9 protein-coding genes are annotated in these 14,783 nt (G+C 64.2%); 5 read left to right on the top strand and 4 right to left on the bottom strand.

Annotation, left to right across the window (positions count from 1 at the left end):
• Positions 1 to 21: 21 nt before the first annotated feature.
• The 3 genes from infB (at position 22) to truB (ending at position 4,414) form a co-directional block, all read left to right on the top strand.
• Positions 22 to 2,955: a translation initiation factor IF-2 gene (gene infB / locus BDO18943_RS08085; RefSeq protein WP_175021898.1), complete on the top strand. Its 2,934-nt coding sequence runs from the start codon at positions 22 to 24 to the stop codon at positions 2,953 to 2,955.
• 114 nt (positions 2,956 to 3,069) lie between these two features.
• Positions 3,070 to 3,468, top strand: coding sequence for a 30S ribosome-binding factor RbfA (gene rbfA / locus BDO18943_RS08080; RefSeq protein ID WP_011351799.1), 399 nt, complete (start codon positions 3,070 to 3,072; stop codon positions 3,466 to 3,468).
• Between the two features lie 13 nt (positions 3,469 to 3,481).
• Positions 3,482 to 4,414 (top strand): tRNA pseudouridine(55) synthase TruB, encoded by a 933-nt coding sequence (truB, locus tag BDO18943_RS08075; RefSeq protein ID WP_175021897.1) that lies wholly within the window; start codon positions 3,482 to 3,484, stop codon positions 4,412 to 4,414.
• A gap of 85 nt (positions 4,415 to 4,499) precedes the next feature.
• On the opposite strand, the gene BDO18943_RS08070 is transcribed toward truB, so the two are convergent.
• The 4 genes from BDO18943_RS08070 to BDO18943_RS08055 all read right to left on the bottom strand — a co-directional run bounded on the left by BDO18943_RS08070 (position 4,500) and on the right by BDO18943_RS08055 (position 9,430).
• A complete protein-coding gene (locus tag BDO18943_RS08070; protein WP_175021896.1) occupies positions 4,500 to 6,059 on the bottom strand; it encodes a DHA2 family efflux MFS transporter permease subunit in 1,560 nt (519 codons plus the stop codon).
• A gap of 28 nt (positions 6,060 to 6,087) precedes the next feature.
• Positions 6,088 to 7,302: an HlyD family secretion protein gene (locus BDO18943_RS08065; RefSeq protein WP_043182585.1), complete on the bottom strand. Its 1,215-nt coding sequence runs from the start codon at positions 7,300 to 7,302 to the stop codon at positions 6,088 to 6,090.
• A gap of 52 nt (positions 7,303 to 7,354) precedes the next feature.
• The gene (locus tag BDO18943_RS08060; RefSeq protein ID WP_175021895.1) at positions 7,355 to 8,851 is read right to left on the bottom strand and encodes an efflux transporter outer membrane subunit; all 1,497 of its coding nucleotides are present in this window, start codon (positions 8,849 to 8,851) and stop codon (positions 7,355 to 7,357) included.
• Positions 8,852 to 8,938: 87 nt separating this feature from the next.
• Positions 8,939 to 9,430 carry a MarR family winged helix-turn-helix transcriptional regulator gene (locus BDO18943_RS08055; RefSeq protein ID WP_011351804.1) on the bottom strand — a complete coding sequence of 164 codons (492 nt, stop codon included), beginning with the start codon at positions 9,428 to 9,430 and terminating at the stop codon, positions 8,939 to 8,941.
• A 326-nt stretch (positions 9,431 to 9,756) separates the two neighbouring features.
• Here BDO18943_RS08055 and typA point away from each other — a divergent pair, with 326 nt between their 5' ends.
• A complete protein-coding gene (gene typA / locus BDO18943_RS08050) occupies positions 9,757 to 11,583 on the top strand; it encodes a translational GTPase TypA (RefSeq protein ID WP_043182588.1) in 1,827 nt (608 codons plus the stop codon).
• A 316-nt stretch (positions 11,584 to 11,899) separates the two neighbouring features.
• Positions 11,900 to 14,764, top strand: a complete 2,865-nt coding sequence (locus tag BDO18943_RS08045; RefSeq protein WP_175021894.1) for a 2-oxoglutarate dehydrogenase E1 component — start codon at positions 11,900 to 11,902, stop codon at positions 14,762 to 14,764.
• Positions 14,765 to 14,783 lie beyond the last annotated feature (19 nt).

The raw sequence follows: 14,783 nt of genomic DNA, 5'->3' as shown, positions 1-14,783 counted from the left end.
TCCTTGCACTAAGAGGAATGAATGGCGAGTAACAACGTAGCCCAATTTGCCGCGGAACTGAAAATGCCTGCTGGTGTGCTGCTCGAACAGCTGCAGGCAGCGGGCGTCCAGAAAGCGAGTGAAGACGATGCGCTGTCCGAAACGGACAAGGCGCGTCTGCTCGATCATTTGCGCAAGTCGCACGGCGCAACCGACGGCGACAAGCGCAAGATCACGCTGACCCGCAAGCATACGTCGGAGATCAAGCAATCTGACGCGACGGGCAAGGCTCGCACCATTCAGGTCGAGGTCCGCAAGAAGCGTACGTTCGTCAAGCGCGACGACGCGAGCGAGGGTGCGGAACAGGGTCAGGCGCAGGTCGCCGAAGCGGATGACGATGCAGAACTGAAGCGTCGCGAAGAAGAAGCGCGCCGGGAGGCCGAGCTGCTCGAGCAGCAGGCGCAGGAACTGCGCGAGCGTCAGGAGCGCCTCGAGCGCGAGGAAGCGGAGCGCCGTGCCCGCGAGGAAGCGGCTGAAGCCGAGCGCCGTCGTGCCGAGGAAGAAGCGGCGGCGAAGCGTGCTGCGGCTGAAGCTGCGGCGGCACAGCAGCAGGCAGCCGCACAGCAGCAGGCGGCCGCGCAGCAGGCTGCTGCTTCCGAACAGGAAGCGGCGACTGCGCAGTCCGCGCAGGACGAAGCACGCGCAGCCGCCGAACGTGCGGCACAGCGCGAGGCGGCGAAGAAGGCTGAAGACGCTGCCCGCGAGGCGGCGGACAAGGCGCGCGCCGAGCAGGAAGAGATCAGCAAGCGTCGTGCGGCGGCAGAAGCCGAAGCGCGTGCGATTCGCGAAATGATGAACACGCCGCGCAAGGCCGTGGTCAAGGCAGTCGAGCCGCCGAAGCCGGTCGAGCCGCCGAAGCCGGCCGAAGCGAAGGGCACGCTGCACAAGCCGGCAAAGCCGGAAGGTGCGCAGGCGCGTCCGGCCGTGAAGAAGCCGGCCGGTGCTGCAGCGCCGGCTACGACTGCGCCGGCAGGCGCGGGCGACCGCAACAAGAAGCCGGGCGCAGGCAAGGGCGGCTGGCAGGACGACGCATCGAAGCGTCGCGGCATCAAGACGCGCGGCGATTCGAGCGGCGGCGTCGACCGCGGCTGGCGCGGTGGCCCGAAGGGTCGCGGCCGTCACCAGGACAGCTCGACGTTCCAGGCGCCGACCGAACCGATCGTCCGCGAAGTGCACGTGCCGGAAACCGTGTCGGTTGCCGACCTCGCGCACAAGATGTCGGTCAAGGCCTCCGAAGTCATCAAGGTGATGATGAAGATGGGCCAGATGGTCACGATCAACCAGGTGCTGGACCAGGAAACGGCGATGATCATCGTCGAGGAACTGGGCCACCGCGCGGTTGCCGCGAAGCTGGACGATCCGGAAGCGCTGCTCGTCGAAGGCGAAACGGGTACCGATGCGGAGCAACTGCCGCGTCCGCCGGTCGTCACGGTCATGGGTCACGTCGACCACGGCAAGACCTCGCTGCTCGACCACATCCGCCGCGCGAAGGTTGCCGCTGGCGAAGCGGGCGGCATTACGCAGCACATCGGCGCTTATCACGTCGACACGCCGCGTGGCGTCATCACGTTCCTCGATACGCCGGGTCACGAAGCGTTCACGGCAATGCGTGCACGCGGCGCGAAGGCGACCGACATCGTGGTGCTGGTGGTGGCAGCCGACGACGGCGTGATGCCGCAGACGAAGGAAGCCATCGCCCACGCGAAGGCAGGCGGTGTGCCGATCGTCGTCGCGATCAACAAGATCGACAAGCCGGACGCGAATCTCGATCGCGTCAAGCAGGAGCTGGTCGCGGAAGGCGTCGTGCCGGAAGAGTACGGTGGCGATTCGCCGTTCGTGCCGGTTTCGGCGAAGACGGGCGCGGGTATCGACGATCTGCTCGAGAACGTGCTGCTGCAAGCCGAAGTGCTGGAACTGAAGGCACCGGTCGAGGCGCCGGCCAAGGGCATCGTGATCGAAGCGAAGCTCGACAAGGGCAAGGGCCCGGTCGCGACGATCCTGGTGCAGTCCGGTACGCTGAATCGAGGCGACGTCGTGCTGGCGGGTACGGCCTACGGCCGCGTGCGCGCGATGCTCGACGAGAACGGCAAGCCGACGAAGGAAGCCGGTCCGTCGATCCCGGTCGAAATCCAGGGTCTGTCGGAAGTGCCGGGTGCGGGCGAAGAAGTGATCGTGCTGCCGGATGAGCGCAAGGCGCGTGAAATCGCACTGTTCCGTCAAGGCAAGTTCCGCGACGTCAAGCTTGCGAAGCAGCAGGCCGCGAAGCTGGAAAGCATGCTCGAGCAGATGGGCGAAGGCGAAGTGCAGAACCTGCCGCTTATCATCAAGGCGGACGTGCAAGGCTCGCAGGAAGCACTCGTGCAGTCGCTGCTCAAACTGTCGACCGACGAAGTGCGCGTGCAGATCGTGCACAGCGCGGTGGGTGGCATCAGCGAAAACGACGTCAACCTCGCAACGGCATCGAAGGCGGTCATCATCGGCTTCAACACGCGTGCAGATGCACAGGCGCGCAAGCTGGCCGAGTCGAACGGCATCGACATCCGTTACTACAACATCATCTATGACGCAGTGGATGAGGTGAAGGCGGCGATGTCGGGCATGCTGGCGCCGGAGAAGCGCGAAGTCATCACCGGCACGGTCGAGGTGCGCCAGGTCTTCAAGGTGCCGAAGATCGGTGCAGTCGCCGGCTGTATGGTGACGGACGGTATCGTCAAGCGCTCGTCGTCGGTGCGCGTGCTGCGCAACAACGTCGTGATCTTCACGGGCGAACTCGAATCGCTGAAGCGCTTCAAGGACGACGTGAAGGAAGTGAAGCAAGGCTTCGAGTGCGGTATGTCGGTGAAGAACTTCAACGACATCGTCGAAGGCGACCAGTTCGAAGTCTTCGAAGTGACCGAAGTCGCGCGTACGCTGTAACCCTCGCGCATCGGCTCATGGGCGGGGCAGGCTTGAGCCTGTCCCGCCCATTTTCATGGTGGCGTGCCAACACTGGCCGCCGCTTTATCCTGATAAACGGATCACGGATCGATCATGTCCAGGAAACGTACTTCCCCGAATCGTAACGTGCAGATCGCTGACCAGATTCAGCGCGATCTGTCCGAACTCATCATGCGCGAGGTCAAGGACCCGCGCATCGGCATCGTGACCATCCAGAGCGTGGAACTCACGCCGGATTACGCGCACGCGAAGGTTTACTTCACCGCGTTGACCGGCGATCCGGCCAAGACGCAGGAAGCGCTGAATCATGCGTCGGGTCACTTGCACAACCTGTTGTTCAAGCGCCTGCACATTCATACGGTGCCGACGCTGCATTTCCACTACGACCAGACGATCGAGAAGGCCGTCGAAATGTCGCGCCTGATCAAGGAAGCGAACTCGACGCGCGCGAAGGACGATGACGAGGCCGACGCGGCCGCCAAGGACGACTGAGCTCGACCGGCCTATGACGACTGCAGCACCCCAACGTCCGCGCGTGCCCCGGCGCGTGCTGGACGGCGTCCTCCTGCTCGACAAGCCGATCGGCCTGTCGAGCAACGACGCACTGATTCGCGCGAAGCGCCTGCTGCTCGCGAAGAAAGCCGGTCACACCGGCACGCTCGATCCGCTGGCTTCGGGCTTGCTGCCGCTGTGCTTCGGCGAGGCGACGAAGTTCTCGCAGGATTTGCTCGAAGCCGACAAGACCTACGAAGCGACGATGCGTCTCGGTCAGCGTACGGCCACCGGCGACGCGGAAGGTGAGGTGATCGACACGCGGCCCGTCGAATGCGACCGTGCGGCGGTAGAAGCCGCGCTCGTGCGCTTCACCGGCGATATCGTGCAGGTGCCGCCGATGTATTCGGCGCTCAAGCGCGATGGCAAGCCGCTGTACGAATATGCGCGCGCGGGTCAAACCGTCGAGCGTGAGGGCCGCAACGTGACGATCCTCGCACTCGACCTGCTCGCGTGCGACCTGCCCGACGTGACGTTTCGCGTGACCTGCACCAAGGGCACTTACGTGCGCACGCTGGCCGAGGACATCGGCGAGGCGCTCGGTTGCGGTGCGCATCTGACGATGCTGCGTCGCACGGGCGTCGGCGCGCTGACGCTCGAGCATGCGGTGACGCTGGATGCGCTGTCCGACGCCGACGAAGCGTCGCGCGATGCGTGGCTCCAGCCGGTCGACGCGTTGCTGTCGACGTTTCCGCTGGTTCGTCTCGATGAAACCAGTGCGAAGCGGTTCCTGCACGGCCAACGTCTGCCGCTGTCGGCGCTCGATCCGATCGATGCGGCAGAAGGCGAGCGTGTGCGTGTCTACGACGCGACGCGGCTGCTCGGTGTGGCGCGCAAGGCGAACGGCGTACTGGCGCCCGAACGGCTCGTCGTCACGGCTGGCTGACGCCGCCGAGCGAACGCGCTCCTGTCGAAATAAAAAAGCCCGGTCGAGGTCGACCGGGCTTTTTGTTTGCGTTCTGGCTGCGTGTTCAGTGTGCAGCCGATGCCGCGGCACCTGCGTCGCCGCTACCTGAGCGCTCGGGCTTCGTGATCCAGATCAACCCGATCAGCAGCACGAAGATCGCCGCGGAGATGTAGAACAGGTCGTTCACGCCAAGCTGCGCGGCCTGCTGCGTGGCCATGTTGTTGATCAGCCCGTGCGCCTGGTCCTGCGTCAGACCGAGGTTGCCCATCTGCGTGACGGCCTGGTTGAACGTCGGGTTGTAGACGTTCGTCTGCTCGACCAGTTGCGCGTGATGGAAGTTGTTGCGATGGTCCCAGGCCGTCTGGAAGATCGACGTGCCGATGCCGCCGCACATGATCCGCACGAAGTTCGACAGGCCCGACGCCGCGGGGATACGGTGACCGGGCAGGCCGGACAGTGTGATCGACACCAGCGGGATGAAGAAGCCGGCCATCGCGATGCCCTGCACGAGCGTCGGCAGGGTCAGCGACCATTCGTCGACACCCGTCGTGTAGCGCGACCGCATCCAGAAGCACAGCGCAAACGTCAGGAACGACGCCGTCGAGATAAAGCGCGGATCGGTGCGCGGCAGATACTTCCCGGTGAGTGGCGACAGCAGGATGGCGAACAGCCCGACCGGCGCCATCACGAGGCCGGCGTCTGTCGCGGTGTAGCCGATCTGCGTCTGCAGCCACAGCGGCAACAGCACGAGGTTGCCGAAGTACAGGCCGTATCCGATCGACAGTGCGACCGTGCCACCGGTGAAGTTCCGCATGCGGAACAGCGACAGGTCGACGACCGGGTGTTCGGCGGTCAGTTCCCAGATGACGAAGAACGCGAACGCGATAACGGCGGTCAGCGCAAGCACGATGATGGTCGTCGACTCGAACCAGTCGAGATCCTTGCCCTTGTCGAGCATGATCTGCAGCGAGCCGACCCAGATGACCAGCAATGCGAGGCCCACGCCGTCGATCGGCGCACGTCGCACGGCCGATTCCCGATTGCGGTAGATCGCCCACGTCGCGGCGGCGGCGGCGATGCCGACCGGGATGTTGACGTAGAAGATCCACGGCCACGAGTAGTTGTCCGAGATCCAGCCGCCGAGGATCGGGCCGGCAACCGGCGCGATCAGCGTCGTCATCGCCCATAGCGCGAGCGCCATCGGTGCCTTGGCGCGCGGATAGCTCGACAGCAGGAGCGCTTGCGACAGCGGGATCATCGGGCCCGCAACCGCGCCTTGCAGCACGCGCGACCCAAGCAGGAACGGCAGGTTGGGCGAGAGCCCGCACATCCACGACGAAATCACGAACAGGATGATCGACGCGAGGAACAGGCGAACCTGCCCGAAGCGGTCGGTCAGCCAGCCGGTCAGCGGCACGGAGATCGCGTTCGCGACCGCGAACGACGTGATGACCCATGTGCCCTGGTCGGACGACACGCCGAGGTCGCCCGAGATGGTCGGGATCGCGACGTTCGCGATGGACGTGTCAAGCACGTTCATGAACACCGCGAGCGATACCGCGATCGTCCCGATCACGAGCTGCCCGCCCTGCAAGGGCGGGTGAGAGACAGGAGCCTGTGCCATGTCGGTTGTCTTTCCGGAGTCGGAACGGTTACATCATCTTCGCGATGGCGTTCGACTTCGCCGCGGCCGGTGCCGATGCGTTGCCGCCTGCGTTCTCGGCAACGATGCGGGCGATTTCGGCGTCGGCTTCGTCGCCGTACTTCGCGAACACGTTGGTCTCGTAGACGGTGTTCGGCGCGTTCACGAGCTGGTCGCCGCGTTCGTCCTTGATGTCCACGTCGACCTGCATCGACAGGCCGATACGCAGCGGGTGCTTGTCGAGATCCTTCGGATCGAGTTCGATCCGCACCGGCAGGCGCTGCACGACCTTGATCCAGTTGCCCGTCGCGTTCTGCGCCGGCAGCAGCGAGAACGCCGAGCCGGTACCGGCCGAGAAACCGACCACCTTGCCGTGGTAGACCGCCGACGAGCCATAGATGTCGGCCGTCAGTTCGACCGGCTGGCCGATGCGCATGTGCTTGAGCTGGACTTCCTTGAAGTTCGCATCGACCCACACCGCGTTCAGCGGCACCACCGACATCAGCGGCGTGCCCGGCGACACGCGCTGGCCGACCTGCACCGAGCGCTTCGCGACATAGCCGGTGACCGGCGCGGGCAGCACGTTACGTGCGTTCGCAAGATAGGCATCGCGCACCTTCGCGGCCGCGGCCATCACGTTCGGATGCGATGCGATCGTCGTGTTTGCGGTCAGTGCGCGGTTCGACGCGAGTTGCTGCTGCGATGCGTCGAGCGATGCCTGGGCGGCGCGAACGGCGTCGCGTGCGTGCGAGATTTCTTCCTGCGACACGGCGCCCGTCTGTGCGACGGCGACGCGGCGACGGAGATCGTCCTCGGCTTTCGACAGGTCGGACTGGCGCAGTGCGACTTGCGCGCGGTACTGGTCGTCGTTGACGAACAGGCCGCGCACCTGGCGCACCGTCTGCGCGAGATTGGCTTCGGCCTGCTGCAGCGCGACCTGCGAGTCGGCCGGGTCGAGCACGACTAGCGGATCGCCGGCCTTGACGGTCTGCGTGTCGTCGGCCTTCACCGCGATTACGGTGCCGGTGACTTGCGGCGTGATCTGCACGACGTTGCCGTTCACATACGCGTCGTCGGTCCCTTCATGGAAGCGGGCGACGAGGAAGTAATACAGGCCATACGCGATGGCCGCGATCACGATGACCGCGACGAGCAGCGTCATCATTCGTTTGCGTTTGCCGTTGCTCTGCGGCTGCGCGCTGGCGGCGTTTTGTTGGTCGCTCATGGCGATTTTCTCCGTCCGTTATTTCGAGTGTCTGCGTAGTGGTGGCGCCGGATCAGTTGGCGGCCTGTTTCGTCGGCTTGTCGGCATCGGGCGCGGCGAGCGGCGTACCGGTCGCGTCGAACCCGCCACCCAGCGCCTTGATCAGCGCGAGCTGCATGTCGCGCCGGCGCATCTTCAGGTTGGTCACCGTCTGCTCCGATGCGAGGCGGTTGCTGTCCGCGGTCAGCACCTGCAGTTGCGGCGACAGGCCGGCCTTGTAGCGGATGACCGCGAGGTCATAGGCGCGCGTCGATGCGTCGAGTGCGCGTTGCGCATCGCCCATCTGGCGATCGACCGCGCGGATCGACGCGACCTGCGTCGCGACATCGTTCAGTGCACTGATCAGCGTCTGGTTGTAATTCGCCACCGACAGGTCGAAGTCCGCGTAGCGGCCCTTGAGCTGCGCGCGCAGCGCGCCGGCGTCGAAAATCGGCAGGTGGATCGCCGGGCCGAACTGTGCCTGGCGGCTCGCGAAGTTCAGGAATTTGCCCCAGCCGAACGCATCGAAACCGAAGCCGGCCGCGAGGTTTACGTCGGGATAGAACTCGGCCTTCGCTTCCTTCACGTCGTGCATCGCGGCTTCGACCTGCCAGCGTGCGGCGACGATGTCGGGGCGGCGCGCGACGAGATCGGCCGGCAGGTTGCCGGGCAGCGCGACTTCGCCGCTCGGGTTCATCACGGGCGCGGCGATCTGCAGCCCGCGATCCGGGCCCTTGCCGAGCAGCGCCGCGAGCTGGTAGCGCACGGTCGTGATCTGGCCGTCGAGATCCGACAGCGAAGCCTGGGTCGTCGCGATATTGCCGCGGGCCGTCTGGCGTTCGACGTTGGTGTCGAGGCCGGCCGACACGCGGCCGTCGGTGATCTTGCCGACCGTCTCGCGGTTGGCAATCTCCCGTTGTGCGATATCGCGCAGCGCATAGAGTTGCGCGAGCGAGTTGTAGGTGCGTGCGACCGACGACGCGAGCGTGATGCGCGCCTGCTGCATGTCGGCTTCGGCCGCCTTTTCCTGCGACACGGCGGTGTGCAGGCGTTCGCGGTTCTTGCCCCACAGGTCGAGTTCCCACGATGCACTCGCGAGCGCGTTGTTCTCGCTGTACCACTGGCCGCCGTACGGGGGCGGGAACAGTGCATTCGACGAATATAGCTCGCGTGTCCACGAATAGCTGGCTTCCGCCTTCGGCAGCAGGCTCGAACGCGACGATTCGATGTACGACGACGCCTTGGCGATACGCGCCTGCGCCTGCGCGATCGACGGATTGCCCTGCAGGGCTTCCTCGATCAGCTTCGGCAACTGCGGATCGCCGAACTGGCCGGCCCAGTCGAGCGCCGGCCACTGGCCGCCCTGGGCCGGCAGGCTCTGGGCGGATTCGAATTGCGACGCGGGGGCGATCTGCTTGTCGCTCTTGATGCCGATGTAATTAGCGCAGCCCGCCAGCGCCAGTGCGGCGACCGCGGCGGCGACGGCGGCGCGGCACGACCCGGCGCGCACGGACAACGGGGAGGATTTCATCGCGCTGATCCCTGACTCGGAATGAATGATGGACACTGCAAGGATTTCCTTACATTAATCTGTCAAAAGTAATTGTTATGGCAACTATTACGTGATGCTGCCGCCGGCGGTCTCGCAGTAGTTGCTGAGAATGCGGCGCAGCATGCTCTTCAGGAACCCGACTTCTTCCGGCGTAAACCCGTCCAGCACCTGGTCGAGCACGCTGCGGAAAATGGGCGGCAGCCGCTCGGCGAGCGCACGGCCTTCGTCGGTCAGCTCGAGGCGCACGACGCGCCGATCCTCGATGCTGCGGACGCGGGACAGCAGGCCGCGTTTCTCGACCCGGTCGAGCAGGCGCGTGACAGCGCTCGCGTCGATCCCGTACTCGCGCGCGAGCTCGGCGGCCGTCGAGCATTTGCCGACCGCGATCATGAACAGCATGCTCGCCTGCGTGCCCGTGATGCCGAGCTCTTCCTGCGTGCGTTGCGTGACGAGGTTGGTCATCACCGACTTCACGCGCGACATCAGATAGCCGACGCTATCGTTCATCTGATACGAAGACAGCGGCGAAACGGGCGGTTGGGTAGAAGAATCCGACATAAAACCCTGAAGCTGCAATAGTTGACTAGGCAGCAGTATAGGCACAGTTGCTTGCCGCGGCAAATGTTAATCGAACGGCAAAGGGCGCGCTTCGCGTCAGACAAATCCCTTGTGCGGATAAGGTTTTTGACCTCGCCGGCGATGCGGCTTCGGCATGATTGATGCGTTCGAGGGGAGGGCGTGCCGGCCAGCTTGTCGCATCGCAACGTGCCCGTCAGCTTTCGACATTCTCACGTGCTATAATTTGTGGCTTTCCAAGCTGCAATGCGCGCGCCCGTGAAAAACGAGCGGGCGCTTTTGCGCGTTCAAACGATTTCCAGGTTTCTATGACCCGCGCCCTTCGCAATATCGCCATCATCGCCCACGTCGACCACGGCAAGACCACGCTCGTCGACCAACTGCTTCGCCAGTCCGGCACCTTCCGCGAGAACCAGCAGATTGCGGAACGGGTGATGGACTCGAACGACATCGAAAAAGAGCGCGGGATCACGATTCTCGCGAAGAACTGCGCGGTCGAGTACGAAGGCACGCACATCAACATCGTCGACACGCCGGGGCACGCGGACTTCGGTGGTGAGGTGGAGCGCGTGCTGTCGATGGTCGACTCGGTGCTGCTGCTCGTCGACGCGGTCGAGGGCCCGATGCCGCAGACGCGTTTCGTCACGAAGAAGGCGCTCGCGCTCGGCCTGAAGCCGATCGTCATCGTCAACAAGATCGACCGTCCGGGTGCGCGGATCGACTGGGTCATCAACCAGACCTTCGACCTGTTCGACAAGCTCGGCGCAACGGAAGAGCAGCTCGACTTCCCGATCGTCTACGCATCGGGCCTGAACGGCTATGCGTCGCTCGACCCGGCTGCGCGCGAAGGCGACATGCGCCCGCTGTTCGAGGCAGTCCTCGAACACGTGCCGGTCCGCCCGGCGGATCCGGAGGCGCCGCTGCAGCTGCAGATCACGTCGCTCGACTATTCGACGTACGTCGGCCGGATCGGCGTCGGCCGTATCACGCGCGGTCGCATCAAGCCGGGCCAGCCGGTCGCGATGCGCTTCGGGCCGGAAGGCGATGTGCTGAACCGCAAGATCAACCAGGTGCTGTCGTTCACGGGCCTCGAGCGCGTGCAGGTCGAATCGGCCGAAGCGGGCGACATCGTGCTGATCAACGGTATTGAAGACGTCGGTATCGGTGCAACGATCTGCGCGGTGGATACGCCGGAAGCGCTGCCGATGATCACCGTCGACGAGCCGACGCTGACGATGAACTTCCTCGTCAATTCGTCGCCGCTCGCCGGCCGCGAAGGCAAGTTCGTCACGAGCCGCCAGATCCGCGACCGCCTGATGAAGGAACTGAACCACAACGTCGCGCTGCGCGTGAAGGACACCGGCGACGAAACGGTGTTCGAAGTGTCGGGCCGCGGCGAACTGCACCTGACGATTCTCGTCGAGAACATGCGTCGTGAAGGCTACGAGCTGGCCGTGTCGCGTCCGCGCGTCGTGATGCAGGAAATCGACGGTGTCCGTCACGAGCCGTACGAGCTGCTGACGGTCGACGTCGAGGACGAGCATCAGGGCGGCGTGATGGAAGAGCTCGGTCGCCGCAAGGGCGAGATGCTCGACATGGCGTCGGACGGCCGCGGCCGCACGCGTCTGGAATACAAGATCTCGGCGCGTGGCCTGATCGGCTTCCAGAGCGAGTTCCTGACGCTCACGCGCGGCACGGGCCTGATGAGCCACATCTTCGACTCGTACGCACCGGTCAAGGACGGCTCGGTGTTCGAACGCCGCAACGGCGTGCTGATCTCGCAGGACGACGGCGCTGCCGTGGCCTACGCACTGTGGAAGCTGCAGGATCGCGGCCGCATGTTCGTGAAGCCGGGTGACGCGCTGTATGAGGGCATGATCATCGGTATCCACAGCCGTGACAACGACCTCGTCGTGAACCCGATCAAGGGCAAGCAGCTGACCAACGTGCGTGCGTCGGGTACCGACGAAGCCGTGCGCCTCGTGCCGCCGGTCCAGATGTCGCTGGAATACGCGGTCGAATTCATCGACGACGACGAACTCGTCGAAGTGACGCCGCAGTCGATCCGTCTGCGCAAGCGTCACCTGAAGGAACACGAGCGTCGCCGCGCGAGCCGCGAAGGCGCGGTCGACTAAGCATTTCGACCCTTCGCTGCATCACGGAAAAGGCTGCCTGCGGGCAGCCTTTTTTGCATCTGCGCGACGTGCAATCGGGTTGCCTGCAAAACACTGTTTCTGCCGGTCGCGGCAATCCGGCAAAACCCCGTCGGGCGGGCTTTCAGGCGCATTTCACCGTGAACTCCGGTATCGGTTCTGTGATATGCTGCGCGCACGCAAGTTTAGGTCCTTCCAAGCAAGACTTGATTCGCAATCCGCTAAACGGTCAGGCCGTGTCGCGGAAGGTTGAGTAACCCGCTATTTCTCGAGAAGCTCGAAGAAAGGTGAGCGTAAAATGTCAGATGTAATGAAGCAGTTTCAGCTGAACTCCTATCTGTTCGGCGGCAATGCTTCGTACGTTGAAGAACTGTACGATGCATACCTCAACAATCCGGCATCGGTGCCGGAGAACTGGCGAGAGTATTTCGACGCGCTGCAGAACGTACCTGCAACGGACGGTTCGAATGCCAATGACGTCGCCCATTTTCCGATCGTCGAATCGTTCGCCGAGCGCGCGAAGGCCAATGCCTTCATTCCGCGCGAAAGCACCAGCAATCTGGCTGCGGCACGCAAGCAAGTGCACGTCCAGTCCCTCATCAGCGCCTATCGCTTCCTCGGCTCGCAATGGGCCAATCTGGATCCCCTGAAGCGTCGCGAACGTCCCGCCATTCCCGAGCTCGAACCCGCGTTCTACGATTTCTCCGAAGGCGACCTCGACCAGACGTACAGCGCAAGCAACCTGTACTTCGGTTTCGATCAGGCTTCGCTGCGTGACATCGTCAAGGGTCTGCGCGACACGTACTGCGGCACGATCGGCGCCGAATACATGTACATCAGCGACCCGGAACAGAAGCGCTGGTGGCAGGAGCGCCTGGAGTCGATCCGCGCGACGCCGAACTTCTCGGCGGACGAGAAGAAGCACATCCTGAATCGCCTGACGGCAGCGGAAGGCCTCGAGCGCTATCTGCACACCAAGTACGTCGGCCAGAAGCGCTTCTCGCTCGAAGGCGGCGAAAGCTTCATCGCGGCGATGGACGAAGTCGTCCAGCACTCGGGCAAGCGCGGCGTCCAGGAAATCATCATCGGCATGGCCCACCGTGGCCGTCTGAACGTGCTGGTCAACACGCTGGGCAAGATGCCGGCCGACCTGTTCGCCGAATTCGAAGGCAAGCACGTCGACGACCTGCCGGCCGGTGACGTGAAGTACCACAAGGGCTTCTCGTCGGACGTGTCGACGGAAGGCGGCCCGGTCCACCTGTCGCTCGCGTTCAACCCGTCGCACCTCGAAATCGTGAACCCGGTGGTCGAAGGTTCCGCGAAGGCGCGTATGGATCGTCGCGGCGACGAAGACGGCCTGCAAGTGCTGCCGGTGCAGATCCACGGTGACGCGGCCTTCGCTGGCCAGGGCGTCGTGATGGAAACGCTGAACCTCGCGCAGACGCGCGGTTACGGCACGCACGGCACGCTGCACATCGTCATCAACAACCAGATCGGCTTCACGACGTCGGACCCGCGCGATGCGCGCTCGACGCTGTACTGTACCGACGTGGTCAAGATGATCGAAGCGCCGGTGCTGCACGTGAACGGCGACGATCCGGAAGCGGTCGTCCTCGCGATCCAGATCGCGATCGACTACCGGATGCAGTTCCACAAGGATGTCGTGATCGACATCGTCTGCTTCCGCAAGCTGGGTCACAACGAGCAGGACACGCCGGCGGTTACGCAGCCGCTGATGTACAAGAAGATCGCACAGCACCCGGGCACCCGTGCGCTGTACGCCGAGAAGCTCGTGCAGCAGGGCGTGATCGCCGCGGAAGACGTCGACGGCTACGTGAAGGCGTACCGCAAGGCGATGGACGACGGTCACCACACGGTCGACCCGGTCCTGTCGAACTACAAGAGCAAGTACGCGGTCGACTGGGTTCCGTTCCTGAACCGCAAGTGGACGGATGCAGCCGACACGGCCGTGCCGCTCGCAGAACTGAAGCGCCTCGGCGAACGCATCACGACGGTCCCGGAAAACTTCAAGGTTCACCCGCTCGTCGAGCGCGTGATCAACGACCGTCGCAACATGGCGCGTGGCGACCAGCCGCTCGACTGGGGCATGGGCGAGCACCTCGCGTTCGCGTCGCTCGTCGCATCGGGCTACTCGGTGCGCCTCACGGGCCAGGACTCGGGTCGCGGCACGTTCACGCACCGTCACGCGGTGCTGCACGACCAGAACCGCGAGCGCTGGAACGACGGCACGTACGTGCCGCTGCAGAACATCGCTGAAGGCCAGGCGAAGTTCACGGTGATCGACTCGGTGCTGTCGGAAGAAGCGGTGCTGGGCTTCGAATACGGTTACTCGACCGCCGAGCCGAACACGCTCGTGCTGTGGGAAGCGCAGTTCGGCGACTTCGTCAACGGCGCACAGGTCGTGATCGACCAGTTCATCTCGTCGGGCGAAGTGAAGTGGGGCCGCGTGTCGGGTCTCACGATGCTGCTGCCGCACGGCTACGAAGGCCAGGGTCCGGAACACTCGTCGACGCGTATCGAGCGTTTCCTGCAACTGTGCGCAGATCACAACATGCAGGTCGTTCAACCGACGACGCCGGCGCAGATTTTCCACCTGCTGCGTCGCCAGATGATCCGCCTGTTCCGCAAGCCGCTGATCATCGCGACGCCGAAGTCGCTGCTGCGTCACAAGGAAGCGGTGTCGGACCTGTCGGAGCTCGCGAAGGGTTCGTTCCAGCCGGTGCTGGGCGAAACCGACGGCGGCATCGACGCGAAGAAGGTCAAGCGCGTGCTGGCATGCTCGGGCCGCGTGTATTACGACCTCGTCGCCCATCGCCGCGAAGCGAAGGCGAACGACGTCGCGATCATCCGTATCGAGCAGCTGTATCCGTTCGCGCACAAGCAGTTCGAAGCCGAAATGAAGAAGTACGAGAACGCGACTGAAGTGGTCTGGGTGCAGGACGAGCCGCAGAACCAGGGCCCCTGGTTCTACGTCGAGCACCATCTGAAGGAAGGCATGAAGGAAGGGCAGAAGCTGGCATACAGCGGTCGTCCGGCTTCGGCCTCGCCGGCGGTTGGCTACTACGCGAAGCACTACGAGCAGCAGAAGGCCCTCATCGAAGGTGCATTCGGCCGCCTGAAGAGCGCATCGATCGCGAAATAACCGACGGAAGCGAAACGGG

It is taken from the genome of Burkholderia aenigmatica (assembly GCF_902499175.1).
GTDB lineage: Bacteria > Pseudomonadota > Gammaproteobacteria > Burkholderiales > Burkholderiaceae > Burkholderia > Burkholderia aenigmatica.
This window is presented reverse-complemented; position numbering and strand designations above follow the sequence as displayed.

Excerpts from the sequence above, each read along its gene's own strand:
- truB (WP_175021897.1), top strand. The coding sequence starts at position 3,482 with ATGACGACTGCAGCACCCCAACGTCCGCGCGTGCCCCGGCGCGTGCTG.
- BDO18943_RS08065 (WP_043182585.1), bottom strand. The coding sequence starts at position 7,302 with ATGAGCGACCAACAAAACGCCGCCAGCGCGCAGCCGCAGAGCAACGGC.
- BDO18943_RS08060 (WP_175021895.1), bottom strand. The coding sequence starts at position 8,851 with ATGAAATCCTCCCCGTTGTCCGTGCGCGCCGGGTCGTGCCGCGCCGCC.
- infB (WP_175021898.1), top strand. The coding sequence starts at position 22 with ATGGCGAGTAACAACGTAGCCCAATTTGCCGCGGAACTGAAAATGCCT.
- BDO18943_RS08045 (WP_175021894.1), top strand. The coding sequence starts at position 11,900 with ATGTCAGATGTAATGAAGCAGTTTCAGCTGAACTCCTATCTGTTCGGC.
- typA (WP_043182588.1), top strand. The coding sequence starts at position 9,757 with ATGACCCGCGCCCTTCGCAATATCGCCATCATCGCCCACGTCGACCAC.
- BDO18943_RS08070 (WP_175021896.1), bottom strand. The coding sequence starts at position 6,059 with ATGGCACAGGCTCCTGTCTCTCACCCGCCCTTGCAGGGCGGGCAGCTC.
- BDO18943_RS08055 (WP_011351804.1), bottom strand. The coding sequence starts at position 9,430 with ATGTCGGATTCTTCTACCCAACCGCCCGTTTCGCCGCTGTCTTCGTAT.
- rbfA (WP_011351799.1), top strand. The coding sequence starts at position 3,070 with ATGTCCAGGAAACGTACTTCCCCGAATCGTAACGTGCAGATCGCTGAC.